The 21136-nt window shown below is 71.1% G+C and carries 19 protein-coding genes and 1 pseudogene; 11 read left to right on the top strand and 9 right to left on the bottom strand.

Annotation, left to right across the window (positions count from 1 at the left end; all coding sequences use genetic code 11):
* Window positions 1–86: 86 nt before the first annotated feature.
* The 3 genes from JAP66_RS09805 to JAP66_RS09795 are packed head-to-tail and all read left to right on the top strand — an operon-like array spanning window position 87 to window position 3689.
* Window positions 87–443, top strand: a complete 357-nt coding sequence (locus tag JAP66_RS09805; RefSeq protein WP_199431326.1) for an MmcQ/YjbR family DNA-binding protein — start codon at window positions 87–89, stop codon at window positions 441–443.
* A gap of 58 nt (window positions 444–501) precedes the next feature.
* Window positions 502–1449, top strand: coding sequence for an NAD-dependent epimerase/dehydratase family protein (locus JAP66_RS09800; protein ID WP_199431325.1), 948 nt, complete (start codon window positions 502–504; stop codon window positions 1447–1449).
* Window positions 1446–3689, top strand: a complete 2244-nt coding sequence (locus JAP66_RS09795) for a glycosyltransferase family 2 protein (protein WP_199431324.1) — start codon at window positions 1446–1448, stop codon at window positions 3687–3689. The genes JAP66_RS09800 and JAP66_RS09795 overlap by 4 nt, the downstream gene beginning before the upstream one ends.
* On the opposite strand, the gene JAP66_RS09790 is transcribed toward JAP66_RS09795, so the two are convergent.
* On the bottom strand, window positions 3613–4113 hold the full coding sequence (locus JAP66_RS09790) for a GtrA family protein (RefSeq protein ID WP_372448953.1): 501 nt from the start codon (window positions 4111–4113) through the stop codon (window positions 3613–3615). The genes JAP66_RS09795 and JAP66_RS09790 overlap by 77 nt on opposite strands.
* Before the next feature lie 178 nt (window positions 4114–4291).
* Between JAP66_RS09790 and JAP66_RS09785 the strand changes: the two genes are divergently transcribed.
* Complete coding sequence (locus JAP66_RS09785) at window positions 4292–5443, top strand: NAD-dependent epimerase/dehydratase family protein (protein ID WP_199431322.1); 1152 nt, start codon at window positions 4292–4294, stop codon at window positions 5441–5443.
* A gap of 68 nt (window positions 5444–5511) precedes the next feature.
* On the opposite strand, the gene sepH is transcribed toward JAP66_RS09785, so the two are convergent.
* The 3 genes from sepH to JAP66_RS09770 form a co-directional block, all read right to left on the bottom strand.
* Window positions 5512–6375 (bottom strand): septation protein SepH, encoded by an 864-nt coding sequence (gene sepH / locus JAP66_RS09780; protein WP_199431321.1) that lies wholly within the window; start codon window positions 6373–6375, stop codon window positions 5512–5514.
* A gap of 184 nt (window positions 6376–6559) precedes the next feature.
* A complete protein-coding gene (serC, locus tag JAP66_RS09775; protein WP_199431320.1) occupies window positions 6560–7690 on the bottom strand; it encodes a phosphoserine transaminase in 1131 nt (376 codons plus the stop codon).
* A 45-nt stretch (window positions 7691–7735) separates the two neighbouring features.
* Window positions 7736–9085 (bottom strand): serine hydrolase domain-containing protein, encoded by a 1350-nt coding sequence (locus JAP66_RS09770; RefSeq protein WP_199431319.1) that lies wholly within the window; start codon window positions 9083–9085, stop codon window positions 7736–7738.
* 85 nt (window positions 9086–9170) lie between these two features.
* Between JAP66_RS09770 and JAP66_RS09765 the strand changes: the two genes are divergently transcribed.
* Both JAP66_RS09765 and JAP66_RS09760 read left to right on the top strand, forming a co-directional pair.
* Window positions 9171–10898 (top strand): SDR family oxidoreductase, encoded by a 1728-nt coding sequence (locus tag JAP66_RS09765; protein WP_210769938.1) that lies wholly within the window; start codon window positions 9171–9173, stop codon window positions 10896–10898.
* A 20-nt stretch (window positions 10899–10918) separates the two neighbouring features.
* The gene (locus JAP66_RS09760; RefSeq protein WP_199431609.1) at window positions 10919–11494 is read left to right on the top strand and encodes a TetR/AcrR family transcriptional regulator; all 576 of its coding nucleotides are present in this window, start codon (window positions 10919–10921) and stop codon (window positions 11492–11494) included.
* Between the two features lie 41 nt (window positions 11495–11535).
* Here the strand turns inward: JAP66_RS09760 and JAP66_RS09755 are convergent, their stop codons facing one another.
* Window positions 11536–12687, bottom strand: a complete 1152-nt coding sequence (locus tag JAP66_RS09755) for a citrate synthase 2 (RefSeq protein WP_199431318.1) — start codon at window positions 12685–12687, stop codon at window positions 11536–11538.
* Between the two features lie 229 nt (window positions 12688–12916).
* On the bottom strand, window positions 12917–14122 hold the full coding sequence (locus tag JAP66_RS09750; protein WP_372448952.1) for a lipase family protein: 1206 nt from the start codon (window positions 14120–14122) through the stop codon (window positions 12917–12919).
* 99 nt (window positions 14123–14221) lie between these two features.
* On the opposite strand from JAP66_RS09750, the gene JAP66_RS09745 reads away from it, so the two are divergent.
* The 4 genes from JAP66_RS09745 to JAP66_RS09730 all read left to right on the top strand — a co-directional run bounded on the left by JAP66_RS09745 (window position 14222) and on the right by JAP66_RS09730 (window position 17877).
* On the top strand, window positions 14222–14815 hold the full coding sequence (locus JAP66_RS09745; RefSeq protein ID WP_199431317.1) for a TetR/AcrR family transcriptional regulator: 594 nt from the start codon (window positions 14222–14224) through the stop codon (window positions 14813–14815).
* Between the two features lie 107 nt (window positions 14816–14922).
* Window positions 14923–15618 (top strand): pyridoxamine 5'-phosphate oxidase, encoded by a 696-nt coding sequence (gene pdxH / locus JAP66_RS09740; RefSeq protein ID WP_199431316.1) that lies wholly within the window; start codon window positions 14923–14925, stop codon window positions 15616–15618.
* Between the two features lie 36 nt (window positions 15619–15654).
* Window positions 15655–16938, top strand: coding sequence for an MFS transporter (locus JAP66_RS09735; RefSeq protein ID WP_199431315.1), 1284 nt, complete (start codon window positions 15655–15657; stop codon window positions 16936–16938).
* Between the two features lie 33 nt (window positions 16939–16971).
* Window positions 16972–17877, top strand: a complete 906-nt coding sequence (locus JAP66_RS09730) for an aldose 1-epimerase family protein (RefSeq protein ID WP_199431314.1) — start codon at window positions 16972–16974, stop codon at window positions 17875–17877.
* Between the two features lie 46 nt (window positions 17878–17923).
* Here the strand turns inward: JAP66_RS09730 and JAP66_RS32900 are convergent, their stop codons facing one another.
* Both JAP66_RS32900 and JAP66_RS32895 read right to left on the bottom strand, forming a co-directional pair.
* Window positions 17924–18073, bottom strand: coding sequence for a hypothetical protein (locus JAP66_RS32900; protein ID WP_307849504.1), 150 nt, complete (start codon window positions 18071–18073; stop codon window positions 17924–17926).
* Between the two features lie 127 nt (window positions 18074–18200).
* A pseudogene (locus JAP66_RS32895) lies at window positions 18201–18521 on the bottom strand (Uma2 family endonuclease); the annotation flags it as partial.
* 106 nt (window positions 18522–18627) lie between these two features.
* On the opposite strand from JAP66_RS32895, the gene JAP66_RS09720 reads away from it, so the two are divergent.
* Complete coding sequence (locus tag JAP66_RS09720) at window positions 18628–19839, top strand: amidohydrolase (protein WP_199431313.1); 1212 nt, start codon at window positions 18628–18630, stop codon at window positions 19837–19839.
* 81 nt (window positions 19840–19920) lie between these two features.
* Here JAP66_RS09720 and JAP66_RS09715 read toward each other — a convergent pair whose 3' ends face one another.
* Entirely contained in the window at window positions 19921–21072 is a 1152-nt protein-coding gene (locus JAP66_RS09715) for an acyl-CoA dehydrogenase family protein (protein WP_199431312.1), read from the bottom strand.
* Window positions 21073–21136 lie beyond the last annotated feature (64 nt).

The raw sequence follows: 21136 nt of genomic DNA, 5'->3' as shown, positions 1-21136 counted from the left end.
AGAACTGTAATCGGATGTGCGCGCGGGTGGAGGCGAAACGCGGAATTCTCCTCGCCCGTCGCGACTCCGGCGGGGGAGAATGAGCCATGACCGCCGACCCGCTGCCGCGGCTGCGCGCCATCTGCCTCGGCCTGCCCGAGACGGCCGAGCGGCTCAGTCACGGTGAGCCGGCCTGGTTCGTGCGGGACAGGAAGCTCTTCGTGATGTACGCCGATCATCATCACGACGACCGGCTGGCGTTCTGGTGCGCGGCGCCACCGGGGGTGCAGGAGGAACTGGTCGCGCAGGAGCCGGACCGCTTCTTCCGGCCGCCGTACGTCGGCCATCGGGGCTGGCTGGGCGTGTGGCTCGACGTGACACCGGACTGGACCGAGATCGCCGAGATCGTCACCGACGCCTACCGCGTCGTCGCTCCCCGGCGGCTCGTCGCTGACCTGCCCTGATCGGCGCCCGGCCCCCTGCTGGCGAGGGCCACGGGGCCGCCGGGGTAGGTTGACGGGCATGGTATCGCCGACTCGTCCGGATGCCCCACACGTAGTCGTCACCGGTGGCTGCGGCTTCATCGGCCGCGCCGTCGTCGGCGAGTTCCGGCGCAGAGGTGCTCTGGTCACCGTCGTCGACCGCGAGCCACTCACCGTGGACGACGACGGCATCATCGGTATCCAGGGCGACCTGGCCGACGCCCACATCCGGGACGCCGCCGTGCGGCCGGGCACGGCGGGCATCGTGCACCTGGCCGCGGTCACCTCGGTGCTCCGCTCGGTCGAGATGCCCGCGACCACCTACGCGGAGAACGTCGCCATCACCCACGAGCTGCTGGAGCTGGCGCGGACCCGCGGGGTGCCGCGATTCATCCTCGCTTCGACCAACGCCGTGGTCGGCGATGTCGGCGGCTCCACCATCACCGAGGACCTGCCGCTGAAGCCACTCACGCCGTACGGCGCGACGAAGGCAGCCTGCGAGATGCTGCTCTCCGGCTACGCGGGCGCCTACGGCATGGCGGCGTGCGCGCTGCGCTTCACCAACGTCTACGGGCCCGGTATGTCCCATAAGGACAGTTTCGTGCCGCGGCTCATGCGGGCGGCGCTGTCCGGCACCGGCGTGCGGGTTTACGGCGACGGAAGGCAGCGCCGGGACCTCGTCAACCTCGACGACGTCGTGCGCGGCATCCTGCTCGCCTGGGACGCCGAGTACACCGGCCGAGCGATCGTCGGCTCGGGACGCTCGGTGTCGGTGCTGGAGATGATCGACGCGGTCAGGGCCGTCACCGGCAGCCCGCTTCCCGTCGAGCACGTCGCGGCGCCGGAGGGGGAGATGCCGGCCGTGGTCGTCGATCTCTCCCGCAGCGCCCGGACGATCGGTTACCGCCCGCAGGTCGAGCTGACCGAGGGGCTGGCCGGGGTCTGGCGCTACTTCGTCGAGAACGACCGGCAGAAAGTGCCCGAGTGACCGCTTTTCTTCGCCGACACTGGCTGCTGCTCGTCTTCCTCGCGGCCGGTGTGACTTTGCGCGTACTGGCGTGGCTGGCCTACCAGCCCGCGCTGCTCTACATCGACTCCTACCGCTACCTGTTCAACATCGAGGACCTGCGGCCCGACGGGCTGGACCCGCTCGGGTACACCTTCGTGCTGAAGTTCCTGCTGGAGTTCGGCGGTCTCGCGTTCGTCGAGGCCGTCCAGCACGCGGTCGGCGTCGCGCTGGCGGTCGCGCTGTACGCGCTCGCGTTGCGGCACGGGGTCCGGCACTGGCTGGCCGCCCTCGTCGCAGCCGTCGTGCTGCTCGACGGTTACCAGCTCCAGATCGAGACCAACATCATGTCGGAGATCTGGTTCCAGGCCCTGCTGGTCGGGATGCTGTGGGTGCTCCTGGCCAGGGGCGAGCCGAACTGGTGGCGCGCCGGTGTCGCCGGGCTGCTGCTGGGCGCGGCCGTGATCACGCGCACCATAGGGATCACGGCGGTCCTGCCGCTGGTGCTGTACCTGATCGTGGCCGGTGGGGCCTGGCGCACCCGGGCGGGCTGGAAACGCATCGCCACCCGGGGCACGGCCGGTGTCCTCGGTCTCGTGATCGTGCTCGTCTCCTACGCCGGGTACTACCGGGTGGCCGCCGGGGAGTGGAAGCTCACCGGGGCGTCCTCCCATGTCCTGTACGGCCGGACGGCGGTCGTCGCGGACTGCTCCCAGCTGCCGCTGGACGAGACCCTGCGCCTGTTCTGCCCCGAGGAGCCGCTCGGCGAGCGGCTCGGCGTCGACCACTACACCCACGGCGTCTTCGGCAAGGCGGGCTGGCCCGGCCCGCTACCGCCGGGCGCGGACAAGGGCGCGCTCGCCAACGAGTTCGCCCGGACGGTCCTGCTGCATCAGCCGCTCGACGTGGCGGGCGCCGTGCTGCGCGACTTCGTCAAGAACTTCGGGCCGGTCAAGACGACCGCGCCCAACGACGTGCCTGCCGACCGCTGGCACTTCCAGACCGACTACCCGCTCTTCTCCGGCTCGCTGCCGGACGGCGGCCGGATGCTGGCGGACGACACCGCTGAGTTCTTCGACGGCGAGTCCACGAGCGTCAACGAGGACCTGGCCGCCTTCCTGCGTACGTACCAGCTCGGGGGCGGCTACCTGCCGGGGCCGCTGCTCGCGCTCGCCGGGCTGCTCGGACTCGCCGGTGCGGCCGGGATCGGCCACGCCCGGCGCTCCGGCCTGCGCTCCGCCACTCTCCTGCCCACCGCGACCGGGCTCATCCTGCTGTTCGGCGCGGCGTCGTTCGAATTCTCCTGGAGGTACCAGTTGCCCGCTCTCGTGTTGCTGCCGATCGGTGGGGCGATCGGCCTGACCGCCCTGCTCGGCCGGGGCAAGTCGCCTGCACCGGCTCCGCGGCGCGAGAAGCTGGCCGACTTCCCCGATGACACCGACGCCGCCGCGATGACCGACTTCCGCAGCCGCTACGGCGATCTCCCGCTGGCGCCGCTGACCGTGGTCATCGCCGCCTACAACGAGGCGAAGGGCATCGGGCAGGTGCTGCGCGACATGCCCGGCGACTGCGGTGGCCTGCCCGTCTCCGTGCTGGTGGTGGTCGACGGCGCCACCGACGACACGGCCGCGATCGCCGAGCAGGGCGGCGCGTACGTCTGCGTGGCCCCGCGCAACCGCGGCCAGGGTGCGGCGCTGCGGCTGGGCTACCATCTGGCGGCCGAGTCCGGAGCGCGCTACATCGTCACCACCGACGCCGACGGTCAGTACGACAACGGAGAGCTGCCGCTGCTGGTGAAGCCGCTGCTGGACTCCTCGGCCGACTTCGTCACCGGCTCCCGCAGGCTGGGCAGCGAGCAGGCCGACAGCAGGATCCGGTGGCTCGGCGTGCGTGTGTTCGCCGCGCTGGCCACGGTCCTCACCCGGCAGCGGATCACCGACACGTCGTTCGGTTTCCGCGCCATGGGCGCCGACCTCGCGACCTCGGTGACCCTGCGCGAGCCGCAGTACCAGTCCTCGGAACTGCTGCTGGGCGTGCTGGCGCGCGGCGCGCGGGTGCTGGAGGTGCCGCTGAGCATGCGGTTGCGGAACAACGGCGCGAGCAAGAAGGGCCGCAGCCTGCGCTACGGCGCGAACTACGCCCGGGTCATGACCGGGACGTGGCTGCGGGAGTACGTACTGCGCCGGCGAACACGAGCCGGTCGAGCAGCGCGAACTTCATGAGGAAGACCAGCGCGTAGCTGCTGACGAAGGCTGCGTCGAGCAGCACGACGCGTGCGACGTGCGGGACGTTGAGCGGCTCGATCAGCCAGCTGGCGAGCGTGGTCAGGCCGACGGCGGTGAGCCCGCCGGTCACGATGACAGCGAGGTAGGGCAGCAGCTCCGAGCGGAAGTCGGGCCTGCCGCGGCGGCCCCAGGCCCAGCTGCGGGCCACGAAGTAGTTGGGCACCGCGCCCGCGACGAAGGCGATCGCGCTCGCGACCGTGGCGCTGGTGCCGTCCCACCACAGGATGCCGATCAGGGTCAGCTGGCTGATGACCGTGGCCAGCATGGAGCTGGTGGCAGCCCGGAGCAGGCGGACGAACCCGCGCGGGTGTTTCGCGGGCTCGTGCGATGTGATACTGCTACCCGTGGTCACATTCGCCATTGTGCACGCCATGATCTCGAGAGGCGCATCCGCGTCCTCGTTCCGGTCAGTGAAGTGACACGCCGTCGACGATCGACTCCGTTAAGTACAAACGGCCCACCTGTGTGACTCCGTTGGTGGGTCCCTTATTCTACCCGTCGGCACGCCGGCATTTATTCGAACTGGAGGCAGTCAACTCGTGCGAGTCCTCGTTCTCGGTGGTGATGGTTATCTAGGGTGGCCGACAGCGCTACACCTTTCGGACAAAGGGCATGAGACTGCCGTGCTCGACAATTTCGCCCGCAGAAAGTACGACGAGGAACTGGGCGTTCAGAGCCTTGTCGCGATCGAAGACTTCGAAACCCGTGCCGCCGCGTGGGAGGAAGTCTCCGGCAAGAAGCTCCAGACTTACGTCGGCGACCTGCTCGACGCCGATTTCGTCTACGCCACGCTGCGGGAGTTCCGGCCGGACGCCGTCGTGCATTTCGCCGAGCAGCGTGCCGCGCCGTACTCGATGATCGACCGCCAGCACGCCGTGTACACCCAGCAGAACAACGTGATCGGCACGCTGAACCTGCTGTACGGCATCCAGGAGACCAACCCGGAGATCCACCTGGTCAAGCTCGGGACGATGGGCGAGTACGGCACGCCCAACATCGACATCGAGGAGGGCTGGCTGGAGGTCGAGCACAACGGCCGCAAGGACCGGATGCTCTACCCGAAGAAGCCGGGGTCGTTCTACCACCTCAGCAAGGTGCACGACTCGCACAACATGGAGTTCGCCTGCCGGATCTGGGGGCTGCGGGCGACCGACCTCAACCAGGGAATCGTGTACGGCCAGCAGACGCCGCAGACGGCGCTGGACCCGCGCCTGGCGACGCGGTTCGACTACGACGCCGTGTTCGGCACGGTGCTGAACCGCTTCGTCATCCAGGCGGTGCTCGGCCAGCCGCTCACGGTCTACGGCACCGGTGGCCAGACCCGGGGCATGCTGGACATCCGCGACACCGTGGAGTGCATCCGGCTGGCGGTGGAGAACCCGGCCGACCGCGGTGAGTTCCGGGTGTTCAACCAGATGACCGAGAGCTTCTCGGTCAAGCACCTGGCGGACCTGGTCGCCGAGCGCTTCCCCGGCCCGGTGCAGATCGAACACCTGGAGAACCCGCGGGTCGAGCTGCCCGAGCACTACTACAACGTGAAACACACGGGGCTGGTGGAGCTCGGCCTGCAGCCGCACCTGCTGTCCGACACCCTCATCGAGTCGATGTTCCCGATCGTCGAGGAGAACAAGCACCGCGTGGAGCTCGACAAGATGCTGCCGCGCGTGCGCTGGACGAACCCGAAGAACTAGCGCGCACATGGAAGAGGCCCCCTCCGCGAGTTGCCGGAGGGGGCCTCTTCCACGTGCGGGGCCCGGGCTCAGCCGCCGCGCTGGGACCGGACGCCGAGCAGGACGTCCTCCCAGGCCGGGACGGCGGGGTGGCCCTTCTTCTTCGTCTTGGCCGGGCGGGCGGACTGCTCCTCCGGCGGTACCTGGTCGTCGCCCGGCACCCTGGGGAGTTCGGTCGTGTCGTCCTCGCGCGGCTCCCGGATCGGTGCCTCGATGACGTTGCTCCCGGGCTCCTCGGCGGAGTAGTCGAGTGTCGTCTGCTCCGCTTCCGGGGCCACCGGTGTCGTGTGCTCCACGGCCCGCGGTGTGCGGTAGGAGTTGGGATCGAGCAGCGCCTCGGCATGCTCGTCGAGCGCCGTCACGGTGCCGCCGTGGGCGCCGGGGGAGAACGCCCAGCGCGCGCGGTTGTCGGAGCGGCCGGCCTGCCAGCGCAGCCCGACGATCCACTTGCCGTCGTCGCCGCGCCAGGAGTCCCACCTCGCCTTCGAGTAGTCCTGGCCGCGGACGCCGAACGAGTAGGCCACGATCTCGCCGAGCGTCTGCACGTCCGGCCCGTCCTCCCGGACCGGGTGAGCCTGCTGGGCGACCTCGGCCGTGCGGGAACGCTCCAGCAGCACCGGATAGGCGAACCGCTCGACGCGGGCCATCGGGACGCCGGCCGCCGCGGCGACCTGCTCGACGGTCTCACCGGCACGAATGCGGGTCTGGATCTCTCGTGGGCGCATCTGGCTCTCCAGCTCGATCTCGATCTGGCCGAGGCGGGTGGCATCACCACGGGCGGCCGCGCGCAGGCGCTCGTCGGCGGGAAGCAGGAAGCGCTCGCGGGTCGCCGGGTCTTCGCACACGATGGACTTACCGTCCTCGTGCAGCCCGACTACCCGCAACGCTCGCATTACCGCCTCCCCGAACTTCACCTTTGTGGGTGCCTACGGTAGAACGGCGCGTCGCCTTGACGGGCGAGGCGCGCCGAGCTTTCGCGTATCCATTATTGATCTTGGTGCACGCGTACCGGCCGCGCGTGCGGGACGCGCCGGGCACCCCACCCCTCGATAAGGGGAATTTTTCGGGAAGGGCGGGTTACTTGGGGAGGTTCTCGACGACCCATTCGATGCTGCGGGTGAGCGCGGTGATGTCGTCCGGGTCGATGGCCGGGAACATGCCGACGCGGAGCTGGTTGCGGCCCAGCTTGCGGTAAGGCTCGACGTCCACGATCCCGTTGGCGCGCAAGGTCTTCGCCACCGCGGTGGCGTCGACGTCGTCGGCGAAGTCCACGGTGCCGACCACCTGCGACCGCAGTGCGGGGTCGGTCACGAACGGCGAGGTGTAGCTCGTTTTCTCCGCCCACTCGTACAGCCGGGTCGACGATTCCCTGGTCCGCGCCGTGCTCCAGTCGAGGCCGCCGTTGCCGAGCATCCACTCGATCTGGTCGGCCAGCATGAACAGCGTCGCGACGGCGGGGGTGTTGTACGTCTGATCCTTGCGCGAGTTGTCCAGCGCCGTCGTCAGCGAAAGGAACTCCGGTACCCAGCGCTCGCCCGAGCCCAGCTCGCCGACGCGCTCGATCGCGGCGGGCGACATCAGGGCCAGCCACAGCCCGCCGTCCGAGGCGAACGACTTCTGCGGCGCGAAGTAGTAGACGTCGAAGTCCTCGGCCGTGACCGGCAGGCCGCCCGCGCCCGACGTGGCGTCGATCGCCACGAGCGCGTTCTCGCTGCCCGCGGGCCTGTGTACCGGCACCGCGACGCCGGTGGACGTCTCGTTGTGCGCCCATGCGACGAGGTCCGCGCCGGGCGAGTAGGTGATCTCCGGTGCGCTGCCCGGCTCGCCCTTGACGACGATCGAGTCGGCGAGGAAGGGGGCCTTGTCGGTGACGGTCGCGAACTTCGACGAGAACTCGCCGTAGGTGAAGTGCTGCGCGCGCTCGCGCACGAGGCCGAACGCCGCCGCGTCCCAGAACGCCGTGGTGCCACCGTTGCCGAGCACCACCTCGTAGCCGTCGGGCAGGCCGAACAGCTCGGCCAGCCCCGCCCGCACCCGGCCGACGAGCGACTTCACCGGCTTCTGGCGGTGGGAGGTGCCGAGGAGGTTCCCGCCCTCCTTGGCCAGGTTCGCGATCTGCTCGGGGCGGACCTTGGACGGCCCGCAGCCGAACCGACCGTCGGCGGGCTTGAGCTCGGCGGGCAGGGTCAACTCAGCGGCTTCGGTCATGCCTCGCAGTCTGTCACGCACTTCCGAGTCGGTGAATGGCGTGGGTCACCCCTGCCAGCCCGTTTCGTCGACTCCGCCGGGAATCGGCGCCGACGGGTCGTACGGGGTGCGGGTGAACACGAATGTCGCCAGTTCGAGGTGCCGCGGTGTGCCCTCGGCGGTGCGCCCTACGGTGAGGGTCTCGCCCGCGTAGTAGCCGTCGAGGCCGAGCCACCGGTCGTCGCCGAGCGGGCGGAACCGGGACGCACGGCCAGGGCCGTCCGCGGGTGCCAGGTTCAGCCATCCGTTCGGCAGTACGCGCAGGTGGAACGGTGCCGGACCCCAGTGCCAGAGGCCCGTCAGCTCGAGCAGGGCCGGGTCCGTCCTCGCGGGCCGCCACTCCCGCGGCAACGCCGGTTCCTGCTCGTCCGCGATCGCGATCAGGTCCAGGACCAGCGAAAGGATGGACACCCCCGACGTGGTGTCGGCGAACGCGACCGCGCCGGTCTGGGTCGCCGGGTCGATCATCGTGCACGCGAGGAAGCCCGGCATCGAGCCGGTGTGTCCGGCCAGCCGCCGTCCGCCGGAGCGGACGAGCTGGAGGCCGAGGCCGTATCCCGTGGTCCAGGCGTCACCGTCGTCGACGGCCGCGACCTCGCGCATCTCCGCGACCGTGTCCGGATGCAGCACCTCACCGGTGCGCCCGCCGACGAACGCGGTCCAGCGCACGAGGTCGTCGACGCAGGACCACAGCTGGCCTGCCGGCGCCATCGCACCCGCGTCGGGCGCGGGTTCGGGCAGCACGACGTCGGCGAACGGGTGTACCGCCCAGCCCCGCGCATGCCCCTCGTCCGGCCGGTCCGTCGTGCGCGACATGCCCAGCGGTTCCAGGACCTCCGTCCGCACCGCGGCGAGCCAGCCGTCGCCGCGGGACCGCGCGATCAGCTCACCGAGCAGCCCGTAACCGACGTTGGAGTAGTGGAACCGCCGTCCCGCGCGGTGCTTGGCCTGCTCCGGGGTGAGCGTCGCGTTGAGCGCGGCCCAGTCGGCGCCCTGACTTCGCTCCCACCAGGAACCGGGCGATTCCGACGTCAGCCCGCTGGTGTGCGCGAGCAGCTGCGCGATCGTGGCGGCACCGAAGGCCGTACCGGGAACGTGCTTGTCGAGCGGGTCGTTCAGGTCGAGCACGCCCTCGTCACGCAGCCGCAGCACCACCGCGGCGACCAGCGACTTCGTGATCGAGCCGAGCCGGTACTGCGTGCGGGTGTCCGGGGCGGTGCCGCCGACGGACCCGCGCGCGCCGGACCAGATGATCTCGCCGTCGCGCACGACCGCGGCGACCAGCGACGGCGCCCGGCCCGCCGACTGCTCCGTGGCGATACGGCGCAGCAGCGCGAACTCGGTGGTAGGCAGCATGGCGGTTATTCTGCCGCCTGCTCACCGCACGCGCGCCTGCCGGCAGTCGCGCGCGGCTTGTTGACAGAATGTCTAACATGACGGGATGTCTCATACCTGGGTGACGGCCGGCGACGGGGTGCGCCTCTCGGTGCGGACGCGCGGGCCGGAATCCGCCCCGACGGTCGTGTGCGTGCACGGCTATCCCGACAACTCCTCGATGTGGGACGGCGTCGCCGCCGAGCTGGCCGGCCGCTTCCGCGTGGTCACCTACGACGTGCGCGGCGCGGGCGCCTCGGACAAGCCTGCGGACCGTGCCGCGTACCGGCTCGATCAGCTCGCGCGGGACCTGGCCGCGGTGATCGCCGAGGTCCGGCCGGACGGAAAGGTGCACCTGCTCGCGCACGACTGGGGCGCGATCCAGACCTGGCACGCCGTCACCGGCGACTGGCTGCGTGGCAGGGTCGCGTCGTACACCTCGATCTCCGGACCGTGCCTGGACCACGCGGGGCACTGGTTCCGTGACCGGGTGCGGCGGCCCGGCCTCCGCGGGCTGCGCGACGCGCTGAACCAGCTCGTGCACTCGACCTACATCGCGTTCTTCCAGGTGCCGCTCGTGCCGGAGCTCGCCTGGCGCAGCGGCCTGCTGAAGAAGGCCATCCGGCGGCTCGACCCCGCCGAGGCCGCGCCCGAGCTGTCCGACGGCCTGCACGGGTTGAAGCTCTACCGTGCCAACATGCTGCCGCGGCTGTCCCGGCCCGCGAGCCGCCACACCGACGTGCCGGTGCAGGTGCTCGCGCCGGTGGACGACGCGTTCGTGACGGCGCCGTTGCAGACGGGGATCGAGCGCTGGGTTCCGGACCTGCGCGTGCGCCGCATCCAGGGCAGCCACTGGATCCCGCGCAGCGACCCGGCCAGGATCGCGCGCGCCGCGACCGAGCTCGTCGAGCACGTCGAGGGCGCCCCCGAGCCTCGGAGCCTGTGCCGCACCCGGGTCAACCCACGCCTGCCGGGACGGTTTCCCGGCAGGCTGGTCGTCGTCACCGGTGCGGGCGGTGGCATCGGCCGCGCCACGGCGCTCGCGTTCGCCGCGGAGGGGGCCGGCCTGGTGCTCACCGACATCGCCTCCGACGCCGTTCGGGAGACGGCGGAACTGGTGCGGGCAAACGGTTCCACTGCCGCCGAGTACACAGTGGACTCCGCGGACGGCGAGCGCGTGCACGAGTTCGCCGAGCGGGTGCGCGCCGAGCACGGCGTGCCCGACATCGTGGTCAACAACGCCGGTATCGGCGTGGCGGGTCCGTTCCTGGAGACCGGCGTCGCGGACTGGGAACGGGTCATCGACGTCAACCTGTGGGGCGTGATCCACGGCTGCCGGGCGTTCGCCCCGCAACTGGTGGAACGCGGCGAGGGCGGGCACATCGTCAACCTGGCGTCGATGGCCGCCTACCTGCCGACGAAGGCGCTGCCCGCCTACTCCACGACGAAGGCCGCCGTGCTGATGCTCAGCGAGTGCCTGCGCGCGGAACTGGCGAGCCGGCAGATCGGGGTGAGCGCGATCTGCCCCGGCGTGGTGCGCACGGGCATCACGAGCAGCACCCGGTTCGTCGGGACCGACGCCGAGGAGCAGGCGCGCAGGCAGCGGGCGAGCACGAGGCTGTACGCCCGGCGCGGATTCGGTCCGGAGAAGGTCGCCAGGGACATCCTGCGCGCGGTGGAACGGGACACCGCGCTCGCGCCGTCCACCCCGGAGGCGAAGGTGACGCTGGCGCTGTCCCGGCTGACGCCCGGCCTGCTGCGCGCGGCGGCGCGGCTCGATCTCGGACCGCGGTGACCGGGCGCAGGCCGCGCCGGATGTCGCGCGAGGCGCGGCGGGAGGACCTGATCGCCGCGGCGCTGGCGCTGTTCAGCACGCGCGCCCCCGAGGACGTCTCGGTCGAGGACGTGGTCGCCCGCGCCGACGTGTCCCGGCCCCTGTTCTACCGCTACTTCACGAGCATCCGGGAACTCCACGTGGCCGCACTGCGCTCGGTCACCGACGGGCTGGTCGAGCGGCTGGCGCGGCGCCGCGAGGGTTCCAGGGCGGAGCGGCTGCGGGCCGCCGTGCGCGGGTTCGCGGAGGTGGCCGGCGAGTACCGCGCGGGCTACATCGCCCTGCTCTCCAGCGGGTCGGTGGTCGCGACGTCGGAGACGAACGCGATCGTCGACGAGGTGCGCAACCGCGCGGTGGAGGCGATCCTCACCGACCTCGGACTGGCGGAGCCGTCACCGATGGTGCTGCTGACCCTGCGGTGCTGGACCGCGGTCGTGGAGGGCACCCTGCTGACGTGGTTGCAGGAGGGCGGTTCCGGCCCCGAGGAGCTGGCCGCCTGGCTGGCCGACCAGCTCCTCGCCATGCTGGAGGTGACCGCGCGCCACGACGCCTCGTGAGTGTCGTGAGTGGCTATGCGAGTTAGAACTCGCGTGCGCACTCACGACAGCCGCGGCACCTGGTCCCAGCCCTCGACCTCCTCGGGCTTGCGCGGGCCGGGGCCGACGTACTTCGCCGACGGCCGGACCAGCCGCCCGGTCTGCTTCTGCTCCAGGATGTGCGCGGCCCAGCCGGCCGTACGGGCCGAGGTGAACATCGCAGGCATCATGTGCGGCGGCACCTTGGCGAAGTCCAGGATCACCGCCGCCCAGAACTCGACGTTCGTCTCGATCGGCCGGTCCGGACGGCGCTCCCGCAGCTCGGCCAGCGCGGCCTGCTCCAGCGCGGAGGCCACCTCGTACCGCTCGGCGCCGAGCTCCTGGCACGTGCGGCGCAGCACCCTGGCCCTCGGGTCCTCGGCGCGGTACACGCGGTGGCCGAAGCCCATCAGCCGTTCCTTGCGGTCGAGCAGGCCCTTCACGTACGCACGCGCGTCGCCGGTCCGCTCGACCTCCTCGATCATCGGCAGTACGCGCGCGGGCGCGCCGCCGTGCAGCGGGCCGGACATCGCGCCGATCGCCCCGGACATCGCGGCCGCAACGTCCGCGCCGGTGGAGGCGATGACGCGGGCGGTGAAGGTGGATGCGTTGAGGCCGTGCTCGGCCGCGGAGACCCAGTACGCGTCCACGGCCTTGACGTGCGCGGGGTCGGGCTCGCCGCGCCAGCGCACCATGAAGCGCTCGGTGATGGACGACGCCTCGTCGACCCGCGACTGCGGCACCGCGGGAACGCCGATGCCGCGCGCCGACTGCGCCACGTAGGACAGCGCCATCACCGACGCCCTGGCCAGCTGGTCGCGGGCCGACTCGTCGGAGATGTCGAGCAGCGGCTGGTAGCCCCAGATCGGCGCGAGCATGGCCAGCGCCGCCTGCACGTCGACGCGCACGTCCCCGGTGTGCACCGGAATGGGAAAGGCCTCGGCGGGCGGCAGGCCCTGCCCGAACCGGCCGTCGACGAGCAGCCCCCAGACATCGCCGAAACCGGCCTTGCCTGCGAGGTCCTCGATGTCGACGCCCCGGTAGCGCAGTGCGCCGCCGTCCCGGTCCGGCTCCGCGATCTCGGTGCGGAAGGCGACCACGCCCTCCAGGCCCGGACGGAAGCCGTCGTCCGGCTGTTCTGCTTGGGTCTGGGACTGGCTGATCGTGGATGTCACTTGAGTGGACCTTTCGCTGCGCGTTCCCCGACAGGTGACTACCCGCGCGAGGGCATGCGCACGCGCGCCTCGTCGCACGGTTGGACAAACCTTGCTCCTCTGACCGGCCGGTATCAATCGAAAGAAGCGGTGGTTTCGGTCACGATTACGAGAACGATTCAGCCCGCGGGCCCTCCGGGACGGAAATCCTGTGTTCTCCGGACCCGGCGCCCGCCCCGGAGCGGAGAGGCTACGAACAGGCGCCGCGCACCGGCTCTCCGGCGAAGCGCTTGCCCAGCCAGTTCATCGCGCCGGGGCCGCCCGCGGCGACGCCCGTGACGTGGCCGGCGAGGGGGACCGGCTGCCACCGCACGGTCGTGCCGAGGCCGCAGTACCGGGACCGCAGCTCCTTGCCGACGTAGTACGGGATCAGCTCGTCGAGCGTGCCGTGGTAGAGGTACACCGGCGCGCCGGGCGCCCGCTCGCCTGCGCGGTTCTCCGCGAGTCGCGCCTGCCAGCGAGGGTCGGCGAGCGGGTCGGGCACGGTCACGAAGTCGCTCAGCCGAGCGAACGGTGCCGCGGCGGCCAGCTCCGCGACGCACGCGTCCTCGATCCGCTCGACCGTGGCCCGCCCGCGGTCGTTGAGGATATCCGCGAACGGCACGTCCGGGTAGGCGCTCGCCAGCCCCGCCGCGGCGCCGAGCACCAGACCGAGGAACGGACCGCCGTCGTTGAACCGCGCCACGTCGCCGAGGTCGGCGGGCACGCCGCCGGCCGCCACGCCGGTGAGCGGCACGTCCGGCGCGTAGGAGGGCTGGAGCTCGCCGGCGAACGCGGCCGCCTGGCCGCCCTGCGAGTAGCCGAACAGGCCGACCGGACCGGCCGGGTCGAGGCCGGCCGCCGGCACGCGGGCGGCGGCGCGCGCGGCGTCGAGCACCGCACGGCCCTCGGACTGGCCGGTGGCATAGGTGTGGGTTCCCGGCGTGCCGAGGCCCTCGTAGTCGGTCACCACGACCGCCCAGCCGCGCAGCAGGGCCTGTGAGATCAGCGCGATCTCGTTCTCGGTGCCGGTGCGCAGCCGGTACGAGGGCGCGCACCGGTCACCCAGCCCATGCGTGCCGACCGCATAGCTGACCAGTGGCCGCGCGCCGTCGGTCCACGGCGTCGGAGGGACGAGCAGGGTGCCGGTCACCGCGTTCGGTTCCCCGGTGGCCGAGGTCGAGCGATACAGCAGCTGCCACGCGCGCACCGGCGCGGGCAGGGCCCGCAGCGGTTCGGCGTAGACCTCGACCGGCCGCTGCCGGATGAGCTCTCCCGGTGCGCCGGTCAGGGTGTCCGGCGGCGTGTAGAAGGGGTCTTCGGAGGGCGCGGGCGGTGCCGTTTCGGCCGTCGCCGGCGGCGTGCCCGCCACCAGGACGAGAAGCAGCAGCAGCGGGGCGAGCAGCCGACGAACCACGATGTCCTCCGGGTGATGTGGACTACACTGGTAACCGAGATTTTCGAAATGTATACCGGGGAGTAGGTAGTGGCAAGCCGGAGCTATCGCGGTGTCGACATGGCGACACGGCGTGCGCGCCGCCGGGAACGGCTGCTGGACGCGGCGCTCGCCGAGTTCACCTCGACCGGCTACCAGGCGGCGAGGATCGCCGACGTGTGCGCGCGGGCGAACGTGTCGACGCGCAACTTCTACGAGGAGTTCTCCGGCAAGCAGGAAGTCCTCCTCTTGTTGCACGACCGGGTCAACGACCTGGCGCTGCGGCACGTGCGCGGCGCGCTGGAGAAGGTGCGGGATGCCGACGCCGTCACCCGCATCGGCACCCTGCTGGACACGTTCGTCTCGACGGTCACCGCCGATCCGCGGCTGCCGCGGCTGGCCTACGTCGAGGCGGTCGGGGTCAGCCCCGAACTGGAGCGGCAGCACCAGGCGTGGGTCACCCGCTGGGCGGAGTTCATCGCGGCAGAGGCGGCACGCGCCGCCGAGGACGGTGCGGCCCCGGACCGGGACTACCGGCTCACCGCGGTGGCGCTCGTCGGCGCCGTGACCGGGCTGCTGCGGCAGTGGCAGGCGCACGACCCTCCCGAGCCCGTCGCCGGCATCGCCGGGGAGATCAAAGGGCTGATGCTCGCGGCCATCATGCGACCGGCGTGACGATTCAGTGGTGGGGGTCACCGAACGAGAGGTTTCGCGCGCCAGGCCCAGGCCTTAACGTCGGCCGAAGAGGCGGGGTGAGGCCCCTACAGGGCGCGGAGGTTGGCATGTCGGAACTTGACAGCAAGGTGGACGGCGTCGCACCCGGTGCCGTGGACATGACGGTGCGGCTGCCCGAGATGCGGGTGGCCTACGACGGTGAGGCGCTCGACGAGTCCGCGCTCGCCCCCGACTGGAGTGAACAGCTGCGACAGTGGCTGGACCAGGCGATCTCCGCGGGTATCCCTGAGCCGAACGCGATGGTCCTGGCCACCGCCGACGCCGAGGGCCTGCCGTCCTCGCGCACGGTCCTGTGCAAGGGGCTCGACGAGCGCGGCGTCGTCTTCTACACCAACTACACCTCCAGCAAGAGCCACGACCTCACCGTGACCCGGTACGCGTCGGTCACCTTCCCCTGGTACGCGCTGCACCGTCAGGTGACGGTGCGCGGCGAGGTGGAGAAGGTGGGCAGCGCCGAGACGACTGCCTACTGGCGGTCCCGGCCGCGCGGCTCGCAGCTCGGCGCGTGGGCGTCGCCGCAGTCGCGGGTGGTGGAGAGCAGGCGTGCGCTGGACACGGCACTGCATGCCATCGAGCGCAGGTTCACCGACGTCGACGAGGTGCCAGTGCCGCCGCACTGGGGAGGCTGGCGGATCCGGCCCGACCTGGTCGAGTTCTGGCAGGGCAGGCAGGACCGGCTGCACGACCGGCTGCGTTACGCGCGCACCGAGGACGGCTGGCACGTCGAGCGCGTAGCCCCCTGACCGGCGCAGACGGTTAGCTGCGTAGGCTAACCATCTGTGAGTCAGCGGCGGGCGCGCAGGGCACTCGGTTCGATCGTCGTCGACCGGCGGCCGCTCCGGATTCCGGCCTTCCGCCGGCTCTGGGTCAGCTCCGTCGTCACCGCGCTCGGCAGTCAGCTGACCGCGGTCGCGGTGCCGAAGCAGGTCTTCGACCTCACCGGCTCCTCGGGCTACGTCGGCCTCACCGGCGCGGTGGCTCTCGTGCCGCTGCTCGTCTTCGGCCTGTGGGGCGGCGCGATCGCGGACACCGTCGACCGGCGCAAGCTGCTCATGGTGTCCAACACGGGTATCGCGGGCACCGCCGCGTTGCTCTGGGCCCAGGCGTTCTTCGCGGTGGACTCGGTGTGGGTGGTGCTCGCGCTGCTCGGCGTCAACCAGGCGTTCTTCGCGATCAACATGCCGACGCGCAACGCCGCCGTGGCCCGGCTGGTTCCGGAGCACCTGCTGCCCTCGGCGGCCGCGCTCAACGGCACGATGAGCATGTTCGGCGCGGTGTTCGGCCCGATGGCGGCCGGCGCGCTGCTGCCGGTGGTCGGTCTGTCCAGTTTGTACCTTGTCGACACCGTCGCGCTCGTCGTGGTGCTGTGGGCGGTGTGGCGGCTGCCGCCGCTGCCACCGCTGGCAGGTGCCGTGCGGAGGGCGGGCCTGCGGGACGTCGCGGACGGTTTCCGGTACATGGCGACGCGGAAGATCCTGCTCGCCTCGTTCGTGGTGGACGTCGTCGCGATGGTCGCCGGGATGCCCCGCGCGCTCTTTCCCGAGATGGCCGAGCGCACGTTCGGTGACCCGCCGGGCGGCGGGTTCGCGCTGGGCCTGCTGTTCGCCGCGATCCCGATCGGCGCCATGCTGATCGGGCTGATGTCCGGCTGGGTGAGCAGGGTGCGGCGGCAGGGGGTCGCCGTGGTCGCCGCCATCTGCGTGTGGGGTCTCGCGGTGGTGGGCTTCGGCCTTTCGAGCTCGCTCTGGCTCGCCGTGCTGTTCCTGGCGATCGGCGGCGCGGCCGACATGGTCAGTGCGATTTACCGGATGGCGATCCTGCAGTCCGCGGCCACCGACGAGATGCGCGGCCGCACCCAGGGTGCGTTCACCGTGGTCGTCGCGGGCGGCCCTCGGTTGGCGGACCTGACCCACGGCTGGGCGGCCGCGGGCGTGGGCACCACGGCGGCCGCCACCGGCGGCGGCGTGCTCGTGATCGTCCTCGTGCTGCTGGCGGTGGCGCTGCTGCCCGCGTTCTGGCGGTACCGCGCGCCCGTGGCAGGCGAGTCCCGCGCGGCCGCCTGAGCACAGGATCGCCCCGGCGATAGGTTGGGCAGCATGGCGAATCCGACCGGCGAACAGTTCGAGCTCACCCGGGGTGCCGCCCGTGCGGTGGTCACCGAGATCGGCGCGGGCCTGCGCGCGTTCGAGATCGGCGGCGTTCCCTACGTCGAGACGTTCGACCCCGCGGACAAGCCGCCGAAAGGTGCCGGGCAGGTGCTGCTGCCGTGGCCGAACCGCACCAAGGACGCGCGGTGGACCTACCGCGGCGAGCCGCAGCGGCTGGAGATGACCGAGCCCAAGCGCGGCAATGCCATCCACGGTCTGGTCCGGAACAGGGAGTGGCAGCTGCTGGAGCATGCGGAGTCGTCGATCAGGATGGCGATCGACATCGTCGACGAGCCCGGCTGGCCGGTGCCGCTGCACGCGGTGATCGACTACGAGCTCGCGCCGCGCGAGCTGACCGTCACGCACGAGTTGCGCAACGACGGCGAAAGCCCCGTCGGCGTCGGCGTCGGCACCCATCCCTACCTCCGCATCGGAGACGTGCCGACCGACGAGCTGACGCTCACCCTGCCCGCGACGCGGGTGCGCCCGTACGACGCCGACGAGCAGCTGCCCTACGCCGAGGAGCGGGACGTCGCGGGCACCGAGTACGACCTGCGGGCCGGGAGGCCGGTGGCGGAGCTGGACCTCGACACGGCCTTCGGCGGGCTCGAAGCCGCCGACGACGACCGGTACCACCACCTGCTCGCCCACGACGAGACGACGCTCGACGTGTGGACCGAGCGCTCCTTCGGCTGGGTGCAGGTGTTCACCCCCGGGGAGCTGGGGAGCCGGGGCCGGGCGATCGCGATCGAGCCGATGACGTGCCCGGCCGACGCGCTCAACTCCGGCACCGACCTCATCGAGCTGCAACCGGGCGAGTCGTGGCGCGGCAGCTGGGGTATCCGCGTGCGGTGAGCGAGCACTCGTGAGTGCGGACACGAGTTAGAACTCGTGTCCGCACTCACGAGTCGTGGGACAGCCGGGTCAGGTCCAGCCTGACCGGGAACGGCTCGGCCGTGGTGAACGTGCCGGTGACGGCCGGCGCGTCCTGGTAGCCGAACTCCCCGGCGAGGTGACCGGCGACCAGGGAGACAGGCTCGCTGAGGTCCACGACCCAGTAGTACGGGATGCCGGCGTCGGCGTACTCGCCGTGCTTGATGACGGTGTCCGTGCGCCACGAGCTGGGGGGAGACGATCTCGACGATGACCGCGATCTCGGAAGCACGGAGCAGGCCGCCTTCGCCCCGTACCCGGTCGAGTTCCTTGCGCTCGACCACCACCAGGTCTGGCCGCCGGGAAAAACCCGGTTCGTCCGGTCCGGCCAACTGAAGATCGACATCGACGTCAGGAACCACACGGAGCTCAGCGGGAAGCTGTGGGCGGAGCTGGATCGCCAGCTCCAGTCCTGCGAGGTTGTGGTTCGGTGCCGGACTCGGCGACATGACCAGGCGGCCTTCCTGCAGCTCCGTGTAACCGGGTTCGGTCTCGCCGAGTGCCGCGTATTCGGTGATCGTCAACAGCCGGTTCGACTCGTGGGGGTGCTCGGGCAGCGCGGTCACGGGTCCTCCTCGTGTCACGGTCAGTATCGCATGATCGTCTCGGTGTGGTTTCCGTAGCGGCAGGGCGGTTTCACCCGGACGGACGGATTCGTTAGCGTGTCGAACTATGGTTAGCGCGATCGTTGGTGGCTACGTCGTCCCTGTCGGAGGGGATCCGATCGACGGCGGCACGGTGCTCATCTCGGACGGCCGGATCGTCGCGGTGGGCACGGAAGCGGATGTGGACATTCCCGAGGACGCCGAGCTCGTCGACGCGGCCGGCTGCTGGGTGCTGCCCGGCTTCATCGACGCGCACGCCCACCTCGGCGTGCACGAGGAGGGCGAGGGCTGGTCGGGCAACGACACGAACGAGATGACCGACCCCAACGGCGCGCGCTTCCGCGCGATCGACGGCATCGATCCGTACGAGGTCGGCTTCGACGATGCGCTCTCCGGCGGCGTCACCAGCGTCGTGGTCAAGCCCGGCTCCGGCAATCCCATCGGCGGCCAGACCGTCGGCGTGAAGACGTGGGGCCGCACGGTGCTCGACATGATCTTCGCCGAGTCGGTCAGCGTGAAGAGCGCGCTCGGCGAGAACCCGAAACGCGTCTACGGCGAGAAGGACAGGACTCCGGCGACCAGACTCGGTGTCGCGGCGGTGCTGCGGGAGGCGTTCACCAAGGCCCGCAACTACGCCGCCCAGCGCGAGCACGCCCGGTCCGAGAACAAGCCGTTCGACATGGATCTCACCCTGGAGACGCTCAGCAGGGTGCTCGACGGCGAGCTCTACTGGGACCAGCACACCCACCGCGCCGACGACATCGTCACCGCCGTCCGGCTCGCCGAGGAGTTCGGCTACAAGCTCGTCGTCAACCACGGCACCGAGGGCCACCTGATCGCCGACTTCCTCGCCGAGCACGACATCCCGGTGATCCTCGGGCCGCTGATGACGTCCCGGTCGAAGGTCGAGGTACGCCACCGCACCCTGCGCGCGGCCGGCATCCTGGCGCGGGCCGGGGTGCGGCTGGCGATCACCACCGACGCCCCGGTGATCCCGATCGACTTTCTCGTGTACCAGGCGGCGCTGGCAGTGAAGGACGGGCTCGACCCGGACACCGCGATCCGTGCGCTGACCGTCAACCCGGCGGCGATGCTGGGCCTGGACGACCGGGTCGGTGCCCTGAAGCCGGGGCTCGACGCGGATGTCGTCGTGTGGTCGGGCGACCCGCTGGACATCCAGAACCGCGCGATGCGGGTGTTCGTCCAGGGGCGCCAGGTCTACCGCTTCGACGAGGCCGCCGGGGTGGGCGTCGTCGCGGAACGCCGCTACCGCGAGTGAGCGAGCTGTGGCGTCCATGCAGGCGCGGCGTTGTGCCTGGTCACCTCTCGTGAGTGCGCACGCGAGTTAGAACGCGGTTCCTCACTCACGACTCCTGCGCAGCTCGCGGGCGATGACCACGCGCTGGATCTGGTTGGTGCCCTCGAAGATCTGCGGCACCTTCGCCTCGCGCATGTAGCGCTCCACCGGGAAGTCGCGCGTGTAGCCGGCTCCGCCGAGCACCTGCACGGCGTCGGTGGTCACCTTCATCGCGGCGTCGGTGGCGACGAGCTTCGCGATCGAGGCCTGTCGGTGGAATGGCAGCCCGCGGTCGCGACGCCGTGCCGCGTCCAGGTACATGGCGCGGGCCGGCTCGATCGCCGCCGCCATGTCGGCGAGCAGGAACTCGACGCCCTGGAACTCGATGATCGGCTGCCCGAACTGCGTGCGCCCCTTGGCGTATGCCACCGCCTCGTCCAGCGCGGCCTGTGCGAGCCCCACCGAGCACGCGGCGATGCCCAGCCGGCCCGAGCTGAGGGCGGCCAGCGCGATCCGGAGCCCCTCTCCCTCGGCGCCGAGCAGGCGGTCGGCGCTCACCCGGGCGTCGTCGAAGATCAGCTGCGCCGTGGTGGAGCCGGTGAGCCCCATCTTGCGCTCCGGTGCGGCGGCGGAGAGACCCGGCGTCGCACCGTCCACGAGCAGGCAGCTGATGCCGTCCGCGCCGTCGTCCGACGTGCGCACCATCGTCGTGTAGAAGTCGGCCTCGCCGCCGTGGGTGATCCAGGCCTTGGTGCCGTTGACGACGTAGGCGTCACCGTCGCGGCGAGCCCGCGTGGACAGCGCCGCCGCGTCGGAGCCGGCGTGTGCCTCGGACAGCGCGTACGCGCCGAGCAGCTGACCCTCCAGCATCGCGGGCAGCCACCGTTGCCGCTGCTCGTCGGTGCCGTGGTGGGCCAGGGCGAAGCACGACATGGTGTGCACCGAAAGCCCGACCCCGACCGACATCCAGGCGCTCGCGATCTCCTCCAGCACCTGGAGGTAGACCTCGTAGGACACGTCGCCGCCGCCCCACCGTTGCGGGTACGGCAGCCCCAGCAGGCCGGACTTGCCCAGCAGCCGGAACTGTTCCCGCGGGAACCGCCCGGCCTCCTCGTAGCTCGCGGCATGCGGCGCCAGCTCCTCGCGGGCGATCTCCCTGGCGAGCGCGAGGAGGTCCTCCGCTTCGGTGCTGGGCAGCAGGCGGTCTGCCGGCATGACGGTTCTCCACATCGAGATCTCTGTACTGAATATTTCTGTACTGAAAATGATACTGAGGTTG

Source organism: Qaidamihabitans albus (assembly GCF_016464705.1).
Taxonomy (GTDB): domain Bacteria; phylum Actinomycetota; class Actinomycetes; order Mycobacteriales; family Pseudonocardiaceae; genus Qaidamihabitans; species Qaidamihabitans albus.
This window is presented reverse-complemented; position numbering and strand designations above follow the sequence as displayed.

Coding starts and splice junctions, on each gene's coding strand:
- JAP66_RS09805 (WP_199431326.1), top strand. CDS start 87: ATGACCGCCGACCCGCTGCCGCGGCTGCGCGCCATCTGCCTCGGCCTG.
- JAP66_RS09800 (WP_199431325.1), top strand. CDS start 502: ATGGTATCGCCGACTCGTCCGGATGCCCCACACGTAGTCGTCACCGGT.
- JAP66_RS09790 (WP_372448953.1), bottom strand. CDS start 4,113: ATGGCGAATGTGACCACGGGTAGCAGTATCACATCGCACGAGCCCGCG.
- sepH (WP_199431321.1), bottom strand. CDS start 6,375: ATGCGAGCGTTGCGGGTAGTCGGGCTGCACGAGGACGGTAAGTCCATC.
- serC (WP_199431320.1), bottom strand. CDS start 7,690: ATGACCGAAGCCGCTGAGTTGACCCTGCCCGCCGAGCTCAAGCCCGCC.
- JAP66_RS09770 (WP_199431319.1), bottom strand. CDS start 9,085: ATGCTGCCTACCACCGAGTTCGCGCTGCTGCGCCGTATCGCCACGGAG.
- JAP66_RS09765 (WP_210769938.1), top strand. CDS start 9,171: ATGTCTCATACCTGGGTGACGGCCGGCGACGGGGTGCGCCTCTCGGTG.
- JAP66_RS09760 (WP_199431609.1), top strand. CDS start 10,919: ATGTCGCGCGAGGCGCGGCGGGAGGACCTGATCGCCGCGGCGCTGGCG.
- JAP66_RS09745 (WP_199431317.1), top strand. CDS start 14,222: ATGGCGACACGGCGTGCGCGCCGCCGGGAACGGCTGCTGGACGCGGCG.
- pdxH (WP_199431316.1), top strand. CDS start 14,923: ATGTCGGAACTTGACAGCAAGGTGGACGGCGTCGCACCCGGTGCCGTG.
- JAP66_RS09730 (WP_199431314.1), top strand. CDS start 16,972: ATGGCGAATCCGACCGGCGAACAGTTCGAGCTCACCCGGGGTGCCGCC.
- JAP66_RS09720 (WP_199431313.1), top strand. CDS start 18,628: ATGGTTAGCGCGATCGTTGGTGGCTACGTCGTCCCTGTCGGAGGGGAT.
- JAP66_RS09715 (WP_199431312.1), bottom strand. CDS start 21,072: ATGCCGGCAGACCGCCTGCTGCCCAGCACCGAAGCGGAGGACCTCCTC.